This is a genomic window from Bacillus sp. bc15, from assembly GCF_900142585.1.
Taxonomy (GTDB): domain Bacteria; phylum Bacillota; class Bacilli; order Bacillales; family Bacillaceae_G; genus Bacillus_A; species Bacillus_A cereus.
In genome coordinates, this window is the sequence record NZ_FRBJ01000010.1 from 137,288 (window position 1) to 158,678 (window position 21,391).

The window sequence follows — 21,391 nt, forward strand, 5'->3', positions numbered from 1 at the left end:
CACCAGAGCCACTGCCACCAGAACCATTGCCGCCAGAGCCACTACCACCAGAACCACTACCACCAGAACCGTTACCGCCGGAACCGTTGCCGCCAGAGCCACTGCCACCAGAACCGTTACCGCCGGAATCATTGCCGCCAGAATCACTATCGTCCTGAGAACCGTTATTTCCTGGAGGTTTATTATTATCCTTTAAATTTCCTTCGGCAAAATGATCGCTATTTTGTACAATAGCGTTTGTTAATGGTTGGAAGTTTTCAGTTGCAGCATTACCGATATTTAAACCGCTAAAAAAAGATAATGAGAGTGTTGATGCTAAAATGAAGATTTTCGTCATGGTTTTCCTCCTAAGAAATTAATATTCCATCTAAAATACATCCCTTTGTAATATTTCTTAGGAAAAAGAGTTTTATGCAAAAAAAACTATATATAGAAAAAGGTGGTGTATTTGTCAAAGCAGAAAAGAGTTAATGTAGATTTCCTACAAATAGTAGAGGCGGGGAATTTACATTCATAACGGTAGAGGAAGTGGCAGTAGATGAAAGAGTACATAGCGTTTGATATTGGCGGTACGCAAATTAAGTATGGCATTGTTTCAGAAATAGGGAGAGTATTAAAGCGTAAAACAGTTGCAACAGAAATTCATTTAGGCGGAGAACAAATTATTCAAAAACTTATATATGTATCCAAAAAAATAATGAATGAACATACTATTGCAGGAATTGGTATTAGCACTACGGGAATTGTTGATATTAATAAAGGAATTGTGACGGGAGGTGCGGATCATATTCCGGGATATAGTACTATTCCTATTATTGATAGATTGCAAGAGATATTAAAAGTTCCAGTATCGATTGACAATGATGTGAATTGTGCAGCGTTTGGAGAAAAGTGGAATGGTAGTGGAAGAGAGAAAGAGAACTTTATTATGCTCACCCTTGGAACAGGAATTGGGGGAGCAATTTTTATAGATGGAGAATTGTACCGAGGACATTCATTTAGTGCTGGTGAATGGGGGAATATGTTAATAGAAGGAAAAACGTTTGAAGAGGTTGCTTCGATTTCAGGATTAATTCGGCTTGTAAGAAAATATAAAGGCAAAGGCGAGTGGAATGGGAGAACAATTTTTGAGTTGTATGATAAAGGAGATAGAGAAGTTGCTCAAGCAGTTGGGATTTTTTTTAAACATTTGGCAATCGGAATTAGTAATCTTGCTTATATTTTTAATCCAGAAACGATTATTATTGGTGGAGGAATTACCGATAGAGGAAATGAGTTTTTAAAAGAAGTAAAAGAAGAAATCAGTAAATACTTAAATCAAGAGATTTATAATAATTGTGAGATTGAACTTGCGCAAAACGGTAATTGTGCAGGAATGATTGGTGCTATTTACCACTTCTTACATCATCATAAGTAAATTATATGAATGTTTTCATATAACTGAGAATTTATCCTTTTTATCGCTAGGTAAATAATGCTACAATATAAGAGAAGAATACAATATTTTCCGATTTGGAAAATGCTTTGTAGAAAGGGAGAAACTTCATGCCTATTATTTTAGAAAAAGGTCAAAAGATCGATTTAACGAAAGGACAACCAAAAGTAGCAAAACTACAGGTTGGCTTAGGCTGGGATCCAATTGGGCAATCAGGTGGATTTCTGTCTTCATTATTTGGAAGTAAACCAAATGTAGATTGTGATGCATCTGTTGTTATGTTAGAAGAAGATCGTTTTTTAAACAAAAATGATTTAGTTTACTTCGGAAATAAACTTTCTACTTGTGGTAGTATTATTCATTCAGGAGATAATTTAACAGGTGAAGGCGCTGGTGATGACGAAACAATTTTCGTAGAATTACATAAAGTTCCGAGCCGTATTAATCGTTTAGTATTCGTTGTAAATATTTATGACTGTGTAAATCGTCGTCAAGATTTCGGGATGATTCGTAATGCATATATTCGTATTCAAAACCCGCAAACTGGTGAAGAATTAGCACGCTATAATTTATCGGATAATTATGCTGGCAAAACAACTCTAATTGCAGGTGAAATGTATCGTCACGGAAGTGAATGGAAGTTTTCAGCAGTTGGAGAAGGCACGCAAGATAAAAACTTAAGTGAGATTGTATCACGTTATCAATAAAATAACCGAGGAGGAATTGTATATGGCATCAATTTCATTGAAAAAGGGACAAAAGGTAGACTTAACAAAAACGAATCCAGGTCTTTCGAAAGTTCTTGTAGGACTTGGTTGGGACACGAATCGTTATGACGGACAAAACGATTTCGATTTAGATGTTAGTATTTTCTTAGTAGGTGCTAACGGTAAAGTTTCAGGTGCAGAGGATTTTGTCTTCTATAATAACCCAAAAGGTGCGAATGGTGCTGTAGAGCATTTAGGAGATAACCGAACTGGCGAAGGTGAAGGCGATGACGAATCGATTAAAGTAGATTTGAAAAATGTACCTGCACATATCGAACGTATTTGCTTCACAATCACGATTTACGATGGAGAAGGACGCAGCCAAAACTTTGGACAAGTTTCTAACTCTTTCGTACGTATTTTAGATGAAGAAAAGAATGCAGAATTAATTCGTTACGATTTAGGAGAAGATTTCTCTATTGAAACAGCCGTAGTAGTAGGTGAATTATATCGTCATGCAGGTGACTGGAAATTCAATGCAATCGGAAGTGGATTCCAAGGTGGATTAGCGTCTCTATGTAATAATTTTGGTTTAGATGTAGAGTAATAGATTTGATTTATATATCCATCGGTGAAATGCGTGTATACCGATGGATATATTTTTAAAGATAAAAATATAGAGGTGAATATAGATGGTTATTCAATTACAAAAAGGACAGAAAATCGATTTAGGTAAGACAAGCCCTGGTTTAACAAAAGCAGTAATTGGTCTTGGATGGGATATTAAATCTTATGACGGTGGATCAGATTTCGATTTAGATGCATCTGCCTTTTTATTAGATGCAAACGGAAAATGTACGAAGGAAACTGATTTTATTTTCTATAATAATTTACAGTCTCCTTGTGGATCTGTTTTACATACAGGAGATAACCGTACAGGCGAAGGCGAAGGCGACGATGAGCAACTTGTTGTAGATTTGAAGAAGGTTCCAGCAGATGTTCATAAAATTGCTATTACAGTTACAATTTATGATGCGGAAGGCCGTAATCAAAACTTTGGACAAGTAGGAAATGCGTTTGTTCGTTTAGCAAATGAAGAGACGAATGAAGAAGTTCTTCGTTTTGATTTAGGGGAAGATTTCTCCATCGAAACAGCAGTTGTCTTTTGTGAATTATACCGTCATAATGGACAGTGGAAGTTTAATGCAGTAGGAAGTGGATTCCAAGGTGGTTTAGGTGCGCTTGTAAGAGCGTATGGCTTGGATGCATAGAAAGGAAACGATATTCGTTTCCTTTTTTTGACCTTTCTATAAATCTAGCAAAGAATAGGGGATAAAGGTAAGATGAGTATTTTGCAAGGAATCCTTGATACGTATGCTCAGTTTTTCGACTTGGACATGTGGATTAAAGTGTTGCAAGATCCAGTATCTTGGGGATTAATAGGTACACTTGTTGTACTTGAAGGGTTGTTATCTGCTGATAACGCACTTGTGTTAGCGGTAATGGTAAAACACCTTCCGGAAGAAAAACGTAAAAAAGCATTATTCTATGGACTTATTGGAGCTTATGTGTTCCGCTTTATTGCGATTGGAATCGGGATGTTCTTAATTAAATTAGCATGGGTAAAAGTGTTAGGTGCACTTTACTTAGCGTGGCTTTCAGTTAAATACTTCATTGATAAAAGAAAAGGTAATGCAGAAGAAGAGGAATCTCATGGTATGAACCAAAATAGTATTCTCTTCAGAATGTTCGGTGTCTTCTGGGGAACAGTTGCGATGGTTGAATTAATGGATATCGCATTCTCTGTAGATAGCGTACTTGCTGCATTTGGTGTATCTAATGAAGTTTGGATTTTACTATTAGGCGGAATGCTAGGTATTTTAATGATGCGTGGTATCGCTGGTGTATTCTTAAAATTGTTAGAGCGTATTCCAGAACTTGAAACGACAGCATATATTTTAATTTTAATTATTGCAGCAAAAATGTTATTGTCTGTTATTCATATTGAAATAAGCCATACAGTGTTCTTCATTATTTTAGTTGTAGCATTTGGAGCAACATTTATACTTCACTACATGAAGAATTCTGGACAAGCTAAAGAAGAAGTAGCAGCTACTAAAGAAGACAATAAATAATTGAAATGGGTTTGCTCGTTTTGCGAGCGCCCATTTTTTATAACCAAAAATAGTTTATAATAGAAGAAGGACTTAGAAAAAACGTAAATGTTTTTGGAGGTGAACTGTTGTGTTTTCACGTTTTACACTTCAACCATATGCATTAAAAGATGAATCAGATTTAAAGCAATTTGAAGCGCTTTTAGAAAAACGCCCACAATATGAGCTGACAGAGAATGAGATGAAATTTAGTTATATAGCATGTCGAATCCTTGGCGTTCCTAATGATGTAGATGAATATTTTAATGAACTGTTTGATTATAGTGAAGCGAAAGGAATCGAAGTTTTACACGAACAAAATTTAAACAAAGTGATTGATTCAGAAAAGCTTCGTCATATTCAAGAAGTGTTCGGATTACATCAAGAAGCACCAAATGGTCTGACAGTAAATAGGTTAGTTGCACACTTATCTGGGAAACAACTTTTACCGAAAGTAGACAACCCTGATTTACAGCATTACATACATACGACGTTTATTGCAGTATTGAAATTATATGAGAAACAACATAATCAGTCGTTAAAGACAGAAGGCTTCCGTCGTTTCTTAATCGACATAATTAAACTAAGCGAAAATTACGTAGCGAAGTGGTTCTCTACGATTAATTATAAGAAACAGATGCCACGTATCGTTTGGTATGGTGATGCACAGGAAAGCCGTATATATTTCTTATATTTTCTTATTATGCTCGGTTGTGATGTGCTTTATTATCACCCCGAAGGAAAAGATGGATTTGAAAATATTGATGAAGAGGGAAAAACTTTTATTGTGTCCCATCCGGGTCGCATTTCTCTTGAACCATTCCCTGATCGCCGCCGCGAGCGTGTTGCAACAGTAGCGTATCAAGCTTCGAAAGAAATTGAACAAGTACTTCACCACGATAATTCACTATTATATAAACCGTGGCAATTCCGTTCGTATACACCTGTAGCACGTACGTTAAAAACGACATATGATGAACTCTTTTTAATTACGAAAGAAAAGGCATTTGTACGTCCAACATTCTTTGTTGAAAATAAACATATTTATATTCCTTCTTTATTTGCGAAAATATCAGGCGTTTCAAAGAATGATAAAGAATATTTTCAACGATTAAAGGCTGTTACATCATTTGATAACAGTTTATTAATTAATACATTCCCGTTTACGAAAGAGCAAAAAGCAAACTTCCAATATCATTATCGAGATGCATTGGACCGAGCTGGAAAATTACATCCTGATCTAATTATGAATAGCCATTGGTGGCCGCATAAGCGTTTACCGGAAGGTTTACAACATGGGATTGCAGAGGCGATTATCCATACGTGCGAAAGTGAAATGTGCAAACCAATTGCGAAAGAGACGAAACAAGATGTAGCGCTATATGTTTTCGCACAACTTTCTCAAATACCACCCAATATTTTAGAACAGCTTGAGAAATTTGATTATTCACAAGATGTACCGAAAATTGTTATATTTAATAATGAGAAGAGCGGAGAATTAACTCGTTCTGACGCTGTTTTATTACTATTTTTGAATCAAATTGGAGTAGATGTATTCCATTTCAATCCCACGGGCAGAAACGATATTGAACCATATGTTGAAGCGGGAGCATTTGATTCCCATTGGCTTGAAGAAGTTAATTTCGATCTTGAGTTTCATGGTTCATCAGCCTATAAAAATTTATCACAAACAATAAAAGGACTATTTCGTCCATTTTTATAAGGAAAGGGAGAATACCATATGAATAACCCAGTCGTACTAGATTCGAAAACTGAATTGAATGAGCAAACCGCACAAGATGTTCGCTTGCAACTTAGACAAGATGCAGATGTGCAACGTATTTATAACGCAGTAGATATTAAAGATCAACTGGAATTAATTGAACTTGGAAAAGAACCTTCTATGGAAATTTCACGTTTTGCTGATCAAATTTTACATACAATGTCATTATCAAAGATAGAAGATTCTGGTGAATTGTTAAAGCAACTTGGTAAAATTATGGACAGATTTGATAGTAAAGACTTTGCAGAAGAAAAAAGTGGTTTCTTCTCGCGCATGTTCAAAAAAGCGGATAAAATGATAGAACAAATCTTTAGTAAATATCAAACGATGGGCCGCGAAATTGATAAAGTTTATGTGGAAATTACGAAGTACCAAGATGAGATGAAAAAATCAATTGGAACGTTAGATGGCTTGTATGAGCAAAACTTAAAATATTATTTAGACTTAGAGAAGTATGTAGTAGCAGGAGAAATGTTATTAGAGCGTTTAAATACAGAATTAGTTCCGATGTATGAAGAGCGCGTGCGTAATAATGATCAATTAGCAGGTATTGAATTAGAGTCGCTTAAAAACTCGGTTGAAATTTTAGAGCAACGTATTGATGATTTAGAAAAAGCGCGTATGGTTGCGCTACTTACAGCGCCGCAAATTCGCATGATTCAACGTGGTAATAATAAATTAATTGGTAAAATCAATACAGCATTTATTACAACGATTCCTATCTTTAAAAATGGTATCATTCAAGCAGTAAATGCGAAACGTCAAAAGCTTGTTGCAGATTCTATGGCTGAACTTGATCGCCGTACAAATGAATTACTTAAGAAAAATGCACAAAATATCGCAACGCAAAGTGTAGAAGTAGCGAGATTATCAGGTTCTTCTAGTATTAAGATGGAAACGCTTGAGGAAACTTGGAATATTATTTCAAGAGGTATGCAAGAAACACAACAAATTGAAGAACAAAATAAACGTGAGCGTGAAGAAAGCCGCAAGCGTATGGCTACATTAACGGAGAATATCAAAAAAGAATTACAAGGATAAATGAAAAGGCAATGAGGAATATTCCTCATTGCCTTTTAGTTTCTCTTCACTAATTTAATAATCTCATTCACAATAAGTGGAATGATACTCAATAAGAGAACAAATCCCCAATCTCGCATCGTTAATGCATGTACACCGAATATATTTGCAAGGGGCGGGATGGAGATGATACAAACTTGCATAAGAACACCGATAAGAAGGGATAAAACTAAATATTTATTTGTAAAGATCCCAATTGAAAAAATTGATTTCGTTCTTGAACGCAAGTTAAATGAATGAACGAGCTGAGAAAAACTAAGAACGACAAATGCCATCGTTTGAGCGTGTAATAGAGCATCGTCATCAATTCGCTCTGGGAAAAGAGGGAATAAATTTGTATCTCCAGTATAGAATTTTGCTCCGGCGATAAAAGCTATTAGCGTTAAAAGTCCAATGATAACTCCATTGAAAATTAGGAAAGGAACGCTGCCACTAAATAAGCTTTCTTTTGCATGTCGTGGTTTTTCCTTCATCACATCTGGATCTTCAGGATCAACCCCAAGTGATAATGCAGGCAGTGTATCTGTAATTAAATTCACCCATAAAATATGAATAGGTCGTAGTGGTGTTGCCCAGCCGAGTAAAATTGCTAAAAATAAAGCGATAATTTCTCCGAAGTTACAAGAGAGTAGGAAGAGAATTGATTTTTTTATGTTGCGATAAATATTTCTACCTTCTTCAACAGCTTTCACGATAGATGAAAAATTATCATCTGTTAACACAACATCCGCTGCCCCTTTTGCAACGTCTGTTCCTGTAATGCCCATCGCTACGCCGACATCGGCTTGCTTTAAAGATGGTGCATCATTGACGCCATCACCAGTCATAGAAACGATATTTCCTTTCGCACGTAATGCCTTTACAATTTTCACTTTATGCTCTGGAGAGACTCTAGCGAATACATTTAAATGATTAATTTTGCTAGCTAGTTCTGTATCAGAAATGTTATCTAATTCAGTTCCAATCATAATTTCCGATATTTCTTCAGCAATGCCAAGTTCTTTGGCAATTGCAAAGGCGGTATCTTTATGGTCACCAGTAATCATAACTGTGCGAATACCGGCTTTTTTACATTCTGTAATTGAATCTTTCACTTCAGTTCGTGGTGGATCAATCATACCGACAAGACCAATAAAGATAAGATTTTCTTCAAGATGATTTATATCCACATCGTTTGAATTGTATTGTTTAAATGCGAATGAAAGTACTCTTAAAGCTTCTTGAGACATTGCTCCGGCAGCTTCTAATATTTGATTTTTATCAGAATCAGTTAAAATCTCGATTTTGCCGTTTTTAAAAATATGGGTACATCGAGGTAAGAGCTTATCAATAGCGCCTTTCGTCATGCTATAGTAGCTTTCATCGTATGTATGTACGGTTGACATCATTTTACGATCTGAATCGAAAGGTACTTCGTTAACACGTTCATGTATTTTTTCTAAATGATCTTTTTGCATGTTAAAAGTGGTTCCAGCAACGAGAAGTGCAATTTCAGTCGGGTCTCCCGTTTGTGATTCGTTAGTGTAAGAAGCATCATTACATAGCACCATATTTTCTAACAATAGACGTTGCGCATCATTATTTACATTTAAACTTTCTAAGCGATCGTATGTGTTATCACTATAAAAGTGAGTAACGGTCATTTTATTTTGCGTTAACGTACCTGTTTTATCTGAACAAATAATTGTGACAGAACCGAGGGCTTCAACAGCTGGTAGTTTCCGAATGATAACGTTTTGTTTAATCATACGTTGCACACCAATTGCAAGAACGATGGAAACAATAGCTGGCAAGCCTTCTGGAATAGCTGCAACGGCTAAACTAATAGCAGTCATAAACATTTCTAACGTATCCCGGCCTTGTAAAAAACCGATGAGGAACATAACGATACAAATAGCTACAGCGACAAAGCCTAAATATTTTCCGACTTGTGCTAAGCTTTTTTGAAGTGGTGTCATATCATCGTCTGCTTCATGTAAAAGGGTAGCAATCTTACCAATTTGTGAGTTCATTCCAGTTTCAACAGCAACACCGACGCCTCTTCCGTATGTTACAAGAGTGGACATAAATGCCATGTTTTTTTGATCGCCGAGTGGTACTTGCTCATCACTTTGCATGGAAGGGTGGTAGATTGCATCTTTATCAACAGGGACAGATTCACCAGTTAGAGCAGATTCTTCAACTTTTAAATTTGCGGTTTCAATAAGGCGTAAATCGCATGGGATATATCGTCCGGCGTCGAGCATAACGATATCCCCTGGAACGACGTGCTCAGATGGAATTTCTTTTAGTTCACCATTTCTCTTGACGATAGCTTTAGGTGTTGCCATCTTTTTCAATGCCTCTAAAGCTTGTTCTGCTTTCGATTCTTGGACAACACCGATAACAGCATTTAAAACTACAACAAGCGCGATAATACTGGCATCCGCCCATTCACCTACAAAGGCAGAAATAAGGGCAGCAATAATAAGGACATATACGAGGACGTCATTAATTTGGGCGAAAATACGCTGCCATAAAGTGCGTTTTTGTTTTGTAGCTAATTCATTAGAACCGTATTGCTTTAAACGTTCACTTACAATCTCATCTGTTAAACCGTGTTGTTCGTTTGTTTCTAGGTCAATCAATGTTTGATCTTTCGTCTTACTGTACCAATTGCTCATAAGTAAGCACCTCCAGTAAAAACAGTTAGCAATGGTAGTGTTGCTATTATTTGTGAGTAGTATGTATGGAGAAAAAATCTAAGGTGAGGTTCTACTTCTATTGTACAATATTTTACAGTTGGTTGAGGGAAAGAGAAGAGTTGTCATGAATTTGTTGGAAATAAAAAAGAGCCTCATATAAGAGAGGCTTTTTTACTTTTTAATTAATGTACCTAATTCTTCTGTAATAGCTTGCATTTCACTAATGCTGAATGTTTCACGTTTCATAACATGATCATAAATATCACGTAAATCTTCGTACATTTCTTCGTTAAAACTAGCAGCTCTCATCGCTCCAGCATTAACCATACGTAATTTTTCTTTAATAGCTTCGACCATGTATTCAACGTTTTCTTCTGACTTTACGGATAAATCCACCGAAGTGTCCCCCTTTAAAATAACATAAGGCTATCTTAACATTTTTTATCATTTTCGTTAATGGATCTTTTCAATCCTATTAAATTAGTAGGGATTTCCTTTATATTTCATAATTGGTTGTTTATACTATAAGTATATATGAAGAAATGCACCAAGAAGGGAAGAAACAAAAACATGGTTCAAGTATTGTTTGTTTGTCTTGGGAACATTTGCCGTTCTCCGATGGCAGAAGCGATTTTTCGAAATCTTGTCGTAAAAGAGGGACTTGAAGAGAAAATTGTCATTGATTCTGCAGGAACTGGAGATTGGCATGTTGGCCATCCGCCACATAAAGGAACACAAAAAATTTTAAAAGAAAATGCAGTCACTTTTGAAGGAATTAAAGCAAGGCAAGTAGAAAAAGAAGACTTAACAAAGTTTGATTATATTATTGCCATGGACAACAAGAATATAGCAGATTTAAAAAGTTTAGGTAAAACTGGAGGCTATATTGGCAGGCTGTCCGATTTTGTTCCAGACGGTGGCTGGACAGACGTTCCTGACCCTTACTATACAGGGAATTTCCAAGAAGTATATGACCTTGTAACAGAAGGGTGTGCAAAGCTATTAGCTTTCATTCGAAATGAACAAGGAATATGAGGAAGCTTAGAAAGAAATACTTTCTAACATAAGAAATGAAAGGGTGAAGGAATATGGCAAAGAAAAATAATATTGCTCGAAACATTGCGATTGGTGTAGCTGCAGGTGTAGCGGTATCCATGTTAAAGAAAGAAAACCGTGAAAAAGTAAAAAATACAGCAGAAAAAGCAAAAACAAAGATGATTGAAATTGGTGAAAATGCAAAGATCAAAGAAAAAGTGCAAACTGTTACAGATAAAGGACGCGAACTTGCTGATTTCAATGTTGTAAAAGCGAAAGTAGCAGAAATTAAAAAATTAACGCCATCTGTTGTAGAGACGTTAAAAGAAACGAAAGAAATTTTTAGTAAGAAAAAAGTTGAGCCAGAAGAAAAGCCAGAAACGATTGAAATTCAAGCTGTATCTCCAAAGGTAGATGAGCTGAAAGCAGAAGAAGAGCCAGTAGTTGCTGAAGATGGTGGTATGAAAGAAGCGCGTGAATTATTTATAAAAGACTCAAATGCAGTGGAAAAAAAAACTGAAGCGTACATTGAGTTAAAGCAAGATAAAGAAGAGAAGAAAAGCGTTTAAACATATATGAGAAAAATTTTAGAAAAGGTGAGAAGAAATCGTACTTATTCGTTTGGTAAAGATTTATATGACCGGACGATGCGCGATGATGTAGCGGGCTTGGCAGCACAGCTCGCTTATTTCTTCTTGCTTGCAATTTTTCCTGGGCTCGTTTTCTTAATTACGCTTCTTGGATTTATTCCCATTCAAACAGAGGATGTGCTTAGTTTATTAGAGGTTTATGTACCAGATGATGCAATGAACTTAATTGAGGTAAATGTAGATAAAGTTGTAAACCAGCAAAATGGTGGTTTATTATCATTTGGTTTATTATCCATGTTATGGTTTGCCTCAAATGGTGTTAATGCGGTTATGAATGCTTTTAACCGCGCTTATGACGTAAAGGAAACACGTTCTTTTATTACAACAAGAGCGTTATCAATTGTGTTTACATTAGCTATTATTTTTATGATTGTCTTTGCGTTAATTGTTCCGGTATTCGGACAAGTTATTGGAGCAGCAGTGTTTAAAGCACTCGGTTTATCAGATAGTTTTTCTTTCGTATGGAGCATTACACGATTAGTAGCGAGTTTCTTCGTACTATTTGCTTTGTTTAGTTTCTTATATACATTTGCACCAGATCGAAAGTTAAAAAGAAGAGAAGTTATTTCAGGGGCGTTATTTGCTACTGTAGGATGGATTGTGGTGTCTTACTCATTTGCTTATTATGTAGATAAGTTTGCGAATTACGCCAATACATATGGTGGTCTCGGTGGTATCATTATTTTAATGTTATGGTTTTATTTAACTGGATGGGTAATTTTACTTGGCGGTGAAATTAATGGTTTACTCCACCATTATAGAACCGGTGACAATAATTCCCGTAATGAATAATGAGTTCTTGTTCCATAATAAAAAGGAACAGGGGGGATATTTCATGAGTAATAATAAAAAGAACCATAATAATAAAAGTAATAATAAACAAAAGAGCAGTTCGCATCCAAAGCATAAAACGAGTAGCAGTGCGAACGGTCATAATAGCTATCACTAAAAAAAACGGGTCCTCTATGAGGGACCCGTTTTATTTGCTTCCTTTTAGTAATCGTAAGCCATTCAAAATGACAAGAATCGTACTTCCTTCATGGCCAATAACACCGAATGGAAGAGCTAAAAATTGCAAGAAGTTTGAACAAATTAGCATGGCAATAACGGCTAGCGAAAAGATTACGTTTTGCTTCACAATACGGTTCATTCGTTTTGATAAACGAATTGCTTGGGAAAGGCGAGATAGTTCGTTCTTCATCAGTACAACATCTGCAGTTTCTAAAGCTACATCTGTTCCTTCTCCCATTGCGACACCAATGCTAGCAGTAGCTAGTGCAGGTGCATCATTTATACCGTCTCCGACCATTGCTACTGTACCGTATTTTTCTTTTAACTTTTTAATCGTTTCAACTTTTGTTTCTGGTAAGCATGATGCGTAATATTCCTTTATATTACTTTCAGAGGCAATTGCTTTTGCCGTTTCTTCATTATCTCCAGTAATCATAATTGCTTCGACACCAATGCTTTGTAAATCACGAATAGCAGCTATTGTTTCTTGGCGAAGCGTATCTTTTAAAGCGATAAGTCCAAGAATGCCTCCCTCATCACTAATATAAACGACAGTTTTACCTTCTTTTTCAAGTGAGGCAGAAATACCATTATGAAATGTCTTTGTTTCTTCACCGATAAAATCAGCTTTACCTATTTTATAAGCGTTGTTTTCCAATATTCCTTTTAGACCAAAACCAGTTACATCTTCAACCTTTTCTGGTTTTTTTAAAGTAATGTCGTACGCATGTTGTGCATATTTAACAATGGATTCAGCTAAAGGATGTGTAGAGTGACTTTCAATTGATGCTGTAATATAAAGTACTTCTTTTTCTGTTATATTTTCTCGAACATATACATCTGTTACGGTAGGTTTACCTTCTGTTAATGTTCCTGTTTTATCAAACGCGATTGCTTTCACAGAAGCAAGGCGTTCTAAATGTATACCGCCTTTAAAGAGAATACCGTTTCTCGCTCCGTTAGAAATGGCTGATAACGTAGCTGGTGTAATGGCAGCTACGAGCGCACAAGGAGATGCGACTACAAGTAAGATCATAGCGCGATAAAACGTTTCATTCCAGCTCCAGTCAAGTAAGAAATGAGGAACGAACATCATAAGCGCAACAACGAGTAGTACACCTTTTACGTATGTTCCTTCAAACTTTTCAATGAATAGTTGTGATGGTGATTTTTCACTTTGTGCACTTTGGACGAGACGGATAATCTTTTGGAATAATGTTTGATCGCTCGGCTTCGTAATTTTAACTTCGATAGCACCACGTAAATTTACAGTACCGGCAAATACTTCATCGCCATGTCTTTTCTCATTTGGAATAGGTTCTCCTGTGATTGCTGCCTCATCGATATTTGTTTCACCGTTATGAATCGTACCGTCAGCAGGAACACGTTCACCGGGTTTAATTAAAATAATGTCGTTAATTTGTAACTCTCCAACCGGAACACGTTCCTCAGTTCCGGTGGAAATACGTAATGCTTCTTCAGGCTGTAAGTCAAGAAGAGCGGAAATTTCTTTTTGGCTCTTACTTAACGTATAAGATTCCATAGCACCGCTGAGTGCAAAGATGAAGATTAAAATAGCCCCTTCTGCCCAGTAGCCAATAATTGCAGCACCAATAGCTGCAAAGAGCATTAGCATTTCAACATTTAGCTCTTTTTCTTCAATCGTATCTTCAATTCCTTCTTTTGCTTTTGCATATCCACCAACTATATAAGCAAGGATATAGCAAGTAATACCTACATTCATTGCATCGTTCTTTGTAAATAACCAACCAACTAAAATAAAAATACCAGATGCTACTGCAAATACAAGTTCATAATGTTTTTTTAATGTGTCCCATAAAGAGGGATGAGAAATTGTTTCTTTTGCGTGTAACGTTTTTACTTCTGAGTTCATTACTACTCGCTCCTTCCGAATTCTTATTGAGAAAAATAATCAAAATCGAAACCCCTATAAAACGACGAAAGCTGCCATCCATAATGGATAGCAGCATTTCTGTTGAATCTGTTTTTAATCGTTCTTATGTTGTAATTATTCTATAGTATATCATATGTTTTTATGAGATGGTACGGTTTTGTTTCAAGTATAAACGGAAAACTTGTGTTTTCGCAATTCCTTTGGTATATATGAATATTGTTCATAAAAAGGTCGGAAAGGAAGACAACAAGTGAAGACAGAGAAATTTTTTACCCATCCGATTGGCGTATTTATTGCTGCAATAGTAGCAACTTTTTTATGGGGAAGCGCATTTCCTTTTATTAAATTAAGTTATGTTGAACTTGGAATTCAACCACAAGAAGTTGGAGAGCAAATATTATTTGCCGGTTATCGTTTCTTTTTATCTGGAGTCATGCTCTTATTATTCTTTAAAGTGTTAGGAAAAGATATGAGCTTCAAAAAAGGAACGGGGAAACAGTTAATACAAATTGGTTTATTCCAAACGTTTCTTCAATATATCTGTTTTTATATTGGAATGAGTTATAGTTCGGGAATTGAAGGAGCTATCATTTCAGGGACATCATCATTCTTTCAAATTTTACTCGCCCATTTTTTATATAAAGATGATGCCCTCAATATGAGAAAAATAATTGGCGTATCGATTGGCTTTTGTGGCGTCGTTTTAGTAAATGTGCCGAGTGATGGTAGCTTATCATTTCATTTTGGAATCGGAAGCTTATTACTTCTTAGTGCAGCAATGCTGTATTCATATGGAAACATATTAGCGAAAGAAGGTAGTAAAACGTTAGATGTTGGCTATATGACAGCATACCAAATGATGTTTGGTTCTATAGGATTATTATGTATAGGGGCTTTACAAGTTGGAGTAATGCCATTTACATTTAGTCTACATGCACTACTTATGCTGATTTATTTATCTTTCTTATCTGCAGCTGGTTTTTGTATTTGGAATACAATTATGAAGTACAACAAGGTTGGAAAAGTATCTATGTATATGTTCTTTATACCCGTATTTGGTGTGTTATTATCGAGCATGATTTTAGGTGAAGCAATTCATTCATTTGTGTTACTCGGTTTAGCATGTGTAGCCGCGGGAATTATTGTGGTAAATCGGACGCCAGCTAAGCAAAAAATAGAGCAAGAAAAACAAGTAGCATAGAAAGCAGAAAAGCGATTACAATGGAAGAACAGTACTGTTCTTCTTTTTTTATAGAAAAAGGATAATAGACTAAGTGTAACGAAAAAAGATACAAAAAGCATTTATTGAGGAGAACATATTATGAATCTACTTTACGTGGTGTTAATTGGGCAAATACTTCTTTTTTTAATTGGTGCAATTTATGCAATGCGGCAGACAAAAAGAACGAAAGATAATATGCCGTTACCTTTAGCAATCCGTCTTATTCTTAGTTTTTCTTTAACAGGTAGTGCAATTTGGATATGGTTACAAGATCCATCTGTAGAGTATAGTACGTGGGTTGCACTTGGTATGACTTTATCGACTGTGGGAGATTTGTTTATGGCTGGGCTGATTCCAATTGGTCATCGATTAATTGGTGGGATGGTTACTTTCGCTCTTGCTCATTGTTTTTATGTAAAAGCATTTTTGCAAACAGGAATTTCGTGGAATGGTTTTTGGATTGGCTTACTCGTATATGGGCTCTTTCTAATTGTAGGATGGTTCTTCTTTATCCGAAATGATAAACAGGATAAATTGTTTACGATAGGAGCTCTAATTTACGGATTGTGGGTTGGAGGAATGGCTTGCTTTGCATTCGCCTTATATTATGAAAATACAGGAATATGGTGGATACCAGCGTTTGGTGGTTTACTGTTTGTGATTTCTGATTTTATTATTGGCGTGACAGATATCGGAGGGCGTAAATTGAAGTATGAGCCACTTTGGATTTGGTTTACATATGTAGCTGCTCAAATGTGTATTGTATATGTGGGATTATAAAAAGATACTCTCAAAATAGTGAATAGACTATTTTGAGAGTATCTTTTTTGCTTGTTTAATTTGATCAGTATTACCATTTGAAATTTCTAATATTATAATTTTATAATTCAGAATTTTGTAGAAAAATATCGGTTGTATTATTTATAATAAAAATAAAAAGATGATGAGATGGTGAAATGATGCAAAAGAAAAAACGTTGGCGTGAATTCTTTGGAACTATTGCAATTGCATGTTTATTGGTGTTTTTGGCGAAAATTTTTGTGTTTTTCCCTACGACTGTAAAAGGAGCATCTATGAGGCCAACGTTGCAAGATGGAGATAAGGTAATTGTTAATAAGTTAGCAAAACAATTTGAAAGCTATGGGAGAGAAGATATTATTGTTGTGAAAACAGATAATTTTTATGTCAAAAGAGTGATTGGATTATCTGGAGATATAATTGAGATGAGAAATGATCAATTATATGTAAATTCTGAAGTGAAAGATGAAGAGTATTTGGATAGTAATAAAAAACAAGCAGAAAAAAAACTTATGAATTTAACAGAGGACTTTGGACCGATTACAGTTCCTAAAAATAAGATTTTTGTTATGGGAGATAATCGCTTAATAAGTAAAGATAGTAGAAATGGTTTAGGTTTTATTGATAGAGAAGATGTGTTAGGAAAGTTAGCAGGCATTTATTATCCGTTTGAACATATGAAAATAATAAAGTAAAAAACCAAGCAAATTTTAGTTTGCTTGGTTTTTTTGTTAAACAGTAGGAGATTCGTTAGATACAAACATATCTTCATGTTTCTTTGTAGTACTTAAAACGAATTTATGTTGTAGCAATTGTAGTTTAAATAACGCCAAAGGATCATGATATGTTTCTGGATTGCTTCTTAGCGTTGCTAATGTTTGCTCGTCTTCCTGTATCTCAAGTTGAGCTGCATCTACATTTTGTTTCAATATGTTAAGTGGATCTTTGAAGAACATCATGATATCACGTTCTAATGCACCTTCAAATACTTCAAATTGAAGGAAGAATTGTTTTGAAATTGTGTGAGCAATTTCTGTATAGTCTTCTGTTTCAATATATTGTTTATATTTGTTGGCGAGCATAGATTGGTTTTTTTGCATATTACCAAATAATTTTCCGGCACTTTTTAAGAAAAACTGTGTCGGTGTAAAGCGTAATAAAATATTGATGTTCGTTACTGTAATTCGATTTGTCATTCGTGCAACATCTCGATTCCAATCATCTAATAATTTGAAATCGCAAGGAAGTTTCATACGTTCTTCTTTATATAATTTATTAAACGTTTCACTCATTTCATCTAAATAAGCTTGAGCTTGAATAAATTCATTATGTGCCGTTTCAATCCATTCTTGAATAGACCCAGTAAATTTAGGAAGAAGTACCTGTTGCACATGCTTTTGAACTCGTTCATTCATTGCAGCATTTAATTCTTCATGAACTAGTTTGAAATCACTATCTTCTTGAACAAGATCAGAGCAGCTCTGTAATAATTCAGGAATTTGAGAATGTATATCTCGTGTAATTTCTTCTTTCGTTAAAAGATAGGATTCGGTAATAGAGCGAATTTTATCTTTTTCAAGAGCAGTAAGGTTATTAATAAATCCAGTAAGTTTCACTGAGATGTGTTTATTCCAGCGTACGGATTTTACTAATGTATTTTCTAATTCCACACGTTCATTTATGAGATAAGCAATTGTCTTTTGCGTAAACCATATTAGCTTTTCTATACGTTCTTTTTCTATATCGCGTTTTGCAAGATTAGAGAGAATAGATTCTGTTACATCTCCAAGTTGCTGACTACTCTCTTGCGAAGGAGAGTATGGGAAGAATTGTGCATCTGGAAAATGTACTTTAAGTTTACTAATTAGTTTTTCATTAGTAGTCGTATTATTTGTGTGTAATACGAAGTGAATTTGTAAGTTTGGTACTTGTTCACGTAAATAAATTAACGTATCAATTTCTTCACTATGCAATGGTGAAGAAGAATTTAATACGTAAGCAAGGCTATCTGCTGCTTGTAAGTATTCAAAGTATGCATTGTTTTTATCCAATTGTCCTTGAATGGATGGTGTAATAAGAAATGTAAACTTATTTTTTCTTAAAAATCTACTTGGTAGCTTAATTTCTATACATTTTTTCTCAAGTTCTGACTGAGCAGATGTAGCCGCTATTTGATGGAATTCATCAAGGTTAGAGATATTTCTAATATCTAACTCGTTAAATTCTGTTATTTCAGTTTGACTAGCGTCTTTAAATAGAATAGGAGTTGTTAAAGTTTCAGTTAAGATGTTCTCTCCTAATATTGAATTAACAAATGATGTTTTATCATGGTCACTAGTTCCAGCTATTAGTAGTGGTGTGACATTTAAATCACATAGTTCATGGACGAGTAGCGTAAATTGATGACTTAAATCTACATCATTTTTCTCAGCCCATACAGCGATTGTTTCGAATAAATGAGAAACTATTTCCATATTTACATCTGCTTCAGCTGATGTATTAGAAAGTAAGGATCCAGCACTTTTTACGAGTAATGATTCTAAGGTTGTAGGTGAGACTTCATTCCATGCTAATACTGCTGCAGAGACAACTAGAGAATCTTTTGCTTTCGTTAAACTGAACCAATTTGTTAATAGATTTGGTACAAGTCCGTTTAATTCATGCATAAAATGATTTCCGGTAATTAATGCAAAGTATGTTTCTTGATAGCGAGTAGAAATTTCATTCCAATTGTCATTATTGTCTGTTTCAATATGCAAGAATAAATGATTAATACTTTGAATCCAAGGAAGGTATAAGGATTCATGTTGGTAGCTATTCCAAAGAGCAATAACAAGTTCTTTAAATTGAGCTTGATCAACAGCATATAGAGCTTTTAAAGACTCATAGAAATATTCAGGCTTAATATTTTTAGTAAATCCTTTGTTTATGTAATTTATTAATGTATCAAACCAGTGTAAAGATTGTGTTCGAATACCTTCTTGAACAGCTAGTTCGATAGCGTTGTTCCAATCTTCTTGTTTTTCATAGAAAGAACGTGCAATTGCAGTAATATTTGGGTAATCCGGTTGGAATGCAACAGCTTCACTAATCGTCTTAAAAGCAAGTCCTAAACGATCTTGTTCGATATAAAGAGAAAGAAGTTGTAATGAAACTTCCATCGTAAGAGTTGTATCTTCTGTTTGAATAGATTGATAAATTTCTTCTGCCTTTGGTAGGAATCCTAGTTCAAAATAAGCATCTGCAATATTTTTTGTTGCCCAAAGTGCAAGAGTATTATTAACTTTTTCCCATTTAAATATAGCTGCTTCAAAATCTTTATTTTGATAATAAAATTCACCTTGAGCAAATCGAATATTAGAAATGTTGGAGAATTCATTTTTAGATTCATTTATATATGCTTCACCGAGTACTTCCGATGCAGGAGTAGAAGTTTCTTCTGTTAAAAATGTTTTATAGTAAACTTTTTGAATAAATTGATTTTCAATGGTCATGTTCGTTCCCCCCTGTATAATTTAGAAAAATGATGTTGTATGTAAAAGGGTTCATGTTCTTTTAATAGGTAGAAGTTGGATTATATAGACCAAACTATGTTTTTGCTAGATATATCATTTTTCTTGAGAATTAAACCGTTGCGAAAAGTAACTTTCCTTTATTGTAACAAAAAAACACGCATATGAATTTTTATTTTTTATCAGGACATTTGCAGGCAGTAAGAATCTAATCTCAAAATTAGTGAATGTAAGTGAGTTATGTGGGAGTCGGGATGTCTGTAGAAGCAAGATTGGCATAGGTTAATAATTACAAAACTCCCACTGATTAAAGTTTCACTTTATCTCTGTTAAAGGAAAGAATAGAAGTAGAGTTCATTATAAAAACAATGTATAGTGAATATGTATACCATGTTTGCCTTAAAGATAGAAAGGGTACAATGTGGAATAACGATCGTGCATAGGATGTGTCTTCCGAATGGAACAACATATTGGCGAGTTAATCGCGCATTATGGCTATTTTGGAATTGTTATAGCTTTGGCTGGTGGGATTGTCGGATTACCGATACCAGACGAGTTTTTATTGACCTTTGTTGGTTATAATGTTTCAAAAGGAGTTATGTCAGGAACTGCTGCTTTTTTTAGTGGGATGGCTGGTGCGATGTTAGGGATCACGTTAAGCTACATATTAGGTTTAAAACTTGGGCTCCCTGTTTTAAAGAAATATGGGCCGAAAATTAGAATTAAAGAACATCACATTGAAAAAACACATATTTTATTTGAAAAATATGGGCCATTTCTTTTAATGATTGGTTATTTTATACCGGGAGTACGTCATTTAACAGCATATTTTGCTGGGGTATCAAATTTGACACTTTGGCGTTTTTGTTTGTACGCTTACGGTGGTGCGCTCATTTGGATAAGTGTTTTTATTGGGCTTGGCTGGAAGTTAGGCGAGAAGTGGCGCTTCGTTGAGTATAGTTTACATCATTATGGAATATGGATTTTATTAATTTCAGCAGTTGTTACATGTGTTGTATGGTTTTATATAAAGAAAAAGAAAAACCGCTAATAGCGGTTTTTCAGGCTGTGGAGAAAGTCTTCTCCACAGCCTGTTTTTGTGTCTGAACCTCTTTTTATGTGTCAACACTGATAAAAAAGAGGAAAAGGAGAGAGTTTTTATGATGGGTGCTTTAAAAAATCATCGTGATGAACGTGTATCTGTTTCTGTAGAAGAGTTGGTTCCACAAGATCATTTCCTTCGTGCGATTGAAGCGACAATTAGTTTTGATTTTATTGAAGAGAAATTACGCCCTTATTACTGTGAAAACAATGGACGTCGGTCAATCCATCCTATCGTTTTATTTAAAATGATGTTTATTGGATATTTTTACGGTATTCGTTCGGAGCGTCAATTGGAAAAAGAG

19 protein-coding genes and 1 pseudogene are annotated in these 21,391 nt (G+C 35.0%); 15 read left to right on the top strand and 5 right to left on the bottom strand.

Annotation, left to right across the window (positions count from 1 at the left end; genetic code table 11):
* A pseudogene (locus BUA87_RS24855) lies at positions 1 to 337 on the bottom strand (hypothetical protein); the annotation flags it as partial.
* 201 nt (positions 338 to 538) lie between these two features.
* Between BUA87_RS24855 and BUA87_RS24860 the strand changes: the two are divergent.
* From BUA87_RS24860 to BUA87_RS24890, 7 genes are all read left to right on the top strand, one after another.
* Entirely contained in the window at positions 539 to 1,417 is an 879-nt protein-coding gene (locus tag BUA87_RS24860; RefSeq protein ID WP_000666110.1) for an ROK family protein, read from the top strand.
* Between the two features lie 128 nt (positions 1,418 to 1,545).
* Positions 1,546 to 2,142 (top strand): TerD family protein, encoded by a 597-nt coding sequence (locus BUA87_RS24865; RefSeq protein WP_001121581.1) that lies wholly within the window; start codon positions 1,546 to 1,548, stop codon positions 2,140 to 2,142.
* Between the two features lie 22 nt (positions 2,143 to 2,164).
* Positions 2,165 to 2,749 carry a TerD family protein gene (locus BUA87_RS24870; RefSeq protein WP_000146729.1) on the top strand — a complete coding sequence of 195 codons (585 nt, stop codon included), beginning with the start codon at positions 2,165 to 2,167 and terminating at the stop codon, positions 2,747 to 2,749.
* An 85-nt stretch (positions 2,750 to 2,834) separates the two neighbouring features.
* Positions 2,835 to 3,413, top strand: a complete 579-nt coding sequence (locus tag BUA87_RS24875; protein ID WP_000236648.1) for a TerD family protein — start codon at positions 2,835 to 2,837, stop codon at positions 3,411 to 3,413.
* A 72-nt stretch (positions 3,414 to 3,485) separates the two neighbouring features.
* On the top strand, positions 3,486 to 4,277 hold the full coding sequence (locus BUA87_RS24880) for a TerC family protein (RefSeq protein ID WP_023520991.1): 792 nt from the start codon (positions 3,486 to 3,488) through the stop codon (positions 4,275 to 4,277).
* Positions 4,278 to 4,386: 109 nt separating this feature from the next.
* On the top strand, positions 4,387 to 6,018 hold the full coding sequence (locus tag BUA87_RS24885) for a YceG family protein (protein ID WP_065229695.1): 1,632 nt from the start codon (positions 4,387 to 4,389) through the stop codon (positions 6,016 to 6,018).
* Positions 6,019 to 6,036: 18 nt separating this feature from the next.
* Entirely contained in the window at positions 6,037 to 7,119 is a 1,083-nt protein-coding gene (locus BUA87_RS24890) for a toxic anion resistance protein (RefSeq protein ID WP_001064413.1), read from the top strand.
* A 35-nt stretch (positions 7,120 to 7,154) separates the two neighbouring features.
* Here BUA87_RS24890 and BUA87_RS24895 read toward each other — a convergent pair whose 3' ends face one another.
* Positions 7,155 to 9,821: a cation-translocating P-type ATPase gene (locus BUA87_RS24895; RefSeq protein WP_072941113.1), complete on the bottom strand. Its 2,667-nt coding sequence runs from the start codon at positions 9,819 to 9,821 to the stop codon at positions 7,155 to 7,157.
* 192 nt (positions 9,822 to 10,013) lie between these two features.
* Positions 10,014 to 10,238 (bottom strand): DUF1128 domain-containing protein, encoded by a 225-nt coding sequence (locus BUA87_RS24900; protein WP_000366196.1) that lies wholly within the window; start codon positions 10,236 to 10,238, stop codon positions 10,014 to 10,016.
* Positions 10,239 to 10,412: 174 nt separating this feature from the next.
* On the opposite strand from BUA87_RS24900, the gene BUA87_RS24905 reads away from it, so the two are divergent.
* From BUA87_RS24905 to BUA87_RS24915, 3 genes are read left to right on the top strand one after another with little or no spacing between them, the layout of a single operon-like run.
* Entirely contained in the window at positions 10,413 to 10,877 is a 465-nt protein-coding gene (locus BUA87_RS24905) for a low molecular weight protein-tyrosine-phosphatase (RefSeq protein WP_000250916.1), read from the top strand.
* A 53-nt stretch (positions 10,878 to 10,930) separates the two neighbouring features.
* Complete coding sequence (locus BUA87_RS24910; RefSeq protein WP_001085387.1) at positions 10,931 to 11,446, top strand: DUF4075 domain-containing protein; 516 nt, start codon at positions 10,931 to 10,933, stop codon at positions 11,444 to 11,446.
* Positions 11,447 to 11,452: 6 nt separating this feature from the next.
* Complete coding sequence (locus BUA87_RS24915; RefSeq protein ID WP_001226536.1) at positions 11,453 to 12,319, top strand: YihY/virulence factor BrkB family protein; 867 nt, start codon at positions 11,453 to 11,455, stop codon at positions 12,317 to 12,319.
* Between the two features lie 187 nt (positions 12,320 to 12,506).
* On the opposite strand, the gene BUA87_RS24920 is transcribed toward BUA87_RS24915, so the two are convergent.
* Positions 12,507 to 14,432 (bottom strand): heavy metal translocating P-type ATPase, encoded by a 1,926-nt coding sequence (locus BUA87_RS24920; protein ID WP_001083755.1) that lies wholly within the window; start codon positions 14,430 to 14,432, stop codon positions 12,507 to 12,509.
* 271 nt (positions 14,433 to 14,703) lie between these two features.
* Here BUA87_RS24920 and BUA87_RS24925 point away from each other — a divergent pair, with 271 nt between their 5' ends.
* The 3 genes from BUA87_RS24925 (at position 14,704) to lepB (ending at position 17,168) form a co-directional block, all read left to right on the top strand.
* The gene (locus BUA87_RS24925; RefSeq protein ID WP_000845707.1) at positions 14,704 to 15,654 is read left to right on the top strand and encodes a DMT family transporter; all 951 of its coding nucleotides are present in this window, start codon (positions 14,704 to 14,706) and stop codon (positions 15,652 to 15,654) included.
* 120 nt (positions 15,655 to 15,774) lie between these two features.
* The gene (locus tag BUA87_RS24930; RefSeq protein WP_001051080.1) at positions 15,775 to 16,455 is read left to right on the top strand and encodes a lysoplasmalogenase; all 681 of its coding nucleotides are present in this window, start codon (positions 15,775 to 15,777) and stop codon (positions 16,453 to 16,455) included.
* 176 nt (positions 16,456 to 16,631) lie between these two features.
* Positions 16,632 to 17,168, top strand: a complete 537-nt coding sequence (gene lepB / locus BUA87_RS24935; RefSeq protein WP_000983310.1) for a signal peptidase I — start codon at positions 16,632 to 16,634, stop codon at positions 17,166 to 17,168.
* A gap of 36 nt (positions 17,169 to 17,204) precedes the next feature.
* On the opposite strand, the gene BUA87_RS24940 is transcribed toward lepB, so the two are convergent.
* On the bottom strand, positions 17,205 to 19,967 hold the full coding sequence (locus BUA87_RS24940) for a tetratricopeptide repeat protein (RefSeq protein WP_072941117.1): 2,763 nt from the start codon (positions 19,965 to 19,967) through the stop codon (positions 17,205 to 17,207).
* A gap of 475 nt (positions 19,968 to 20,442) precedes the next feature.
* On the opposite strand from BUA87_RS24940, the gene BUA87_RS24945 reads away from it, so the two are divergent.
* Both BUA87_RS24945 and BUA87_RS24950 read left to right on the top strand, forming a co-directional pair.
* Positions 20,443 to 21,036 carry a DedA family protein gene (locus BUA87_RS24945; RefSeq protein ID WP_072941120.1) on the top strand — a complete coding sequence of 198 codons (594 nt, stop codon included), beginning with the start codon at positions 20,443 to 20,445 and terminating at the stop codon, positions 21,034 to 21,036.
* 109 nt (positions 21,037 to 21,145) lie between these two features.
* The coding region (locus BUA87_RS24950; protein ID WP_142953287.1) for a transposase at positions 21,146 to 21,391 on the top strand (246 nt) is incomplete at its 3' end.

What these genes read in the sequence shown, in the direction of transcription:
- BUA87_RS24905 (WP_000250916.1), top strand. Translation starts at nt 10,413, where the DNA reads ATGGTTCAAGTATTGTTTGTTTGTCTTGGGAACATTTGCCGTTCTCCG.
- BUA87_RS24910 (WP_001085387.1), top strand. Translation starts at nt 10,931, where the DNA reads ATGGCAAAGAAAAATAATATTGCTCGAAACATTGCGATTGGTGTAGCT.
- BUA87_RS24940 (WP_072941117.1), bottom strand. Translation starts at nt 19,967, where the DNA reads ATGACCATTGAAAATCAATTTATTCAAAAAGTTTACTATAAAACATTT.
- lepB (WP_000983310.1), top strand. Translation starts at nt 16,632, where the DNA reads ATGATGCAAAAGAAAAAACGTTGGCGTGAATTCTTTGGAACTATTGCA.
- BUA87_RS24870 (WP_000146729.1), top strand. Translation starts at nt 2,165, where the DNA reads ATGGCATCAATTTCATTGAAAAAGGGACAAAAGGTAGACTTAACAAAA.
- BUA87_RS24920 (WP_001083755.1), bottom strand. Translation starts at nt 14,432, where the DNA reads ATGAACTCAGAAGTAAAAACGTTACACGCAAAAGAAACAATTTCTCAT.
- BUA87_RS24930 (WP_001051080.1), top strand. Translation starts at nt 15,775, where the DNA reads ATGAATCTACTTTACGTGGTGTTAATTGGGCAAATACTTCTTTTTTTA.
- BUA87_RS24880 (WP_023520991.1), top strand. Translation starts at nt 3,486, where the DNA reads ATGAGTATTTTGCAAGGAATCCTTGATACGTATGCTCAGTTTTTCGAC.
- BUA87_RS24895 (WP_072941113.1), bottom strand. Translation starts at nt 9,821, where the DNA reads ATGAGCAATTGGTACAGTAAGACGAAAGATCAAACATTGATTGACCTA.
- BUA87_RS24890 (WP_001064413.1), top strand. Translation starts at nt 6,037, where the DNA reads ATGAATAACCCAGTCGTACTAGATTCGAAAACTGAATTGAATGAGCAA.
- BUA87_RS24875 (WP_000236648.1), top strand. Translation starts at nt 2,835, where the DNA reads ATGGTTATTCAATTACAAAAAGGACAGAAAATCGATTTAGGTAAGACA.
- BUA87_RS24945 (WP_072941120.1), top strand. Translation starts at nt 20,443, where the DNA reads ATGGAACAACATATTGGCGAGTTAATCGCGCATTATGGCTATTTTGGA.
- BUA87_RS24915 (WP_001226536.1), top strand. Translation starts at nt 11,453, where the DNA reads ATGAGAAAAATTTTAGAAAAGGTGAGAAGAAATCGTACTTATTCGTTT.
- BUA87_RS24865 (WP_001121581.1), top strand. Translation starts at nt 1,546, where the DNA reads ATGCCTATTATTTTAGAAAAAGGTCAAAAGATCGATTTAACGAAAGGA.
- BUA87_RS24860 (WP_000666110.1), top strand. Translation starts at nt 539, where the DNA reads ATGAAAGAGTACATAGCGTTTGATATTGGCGGTACGCAAATTAAGTAT.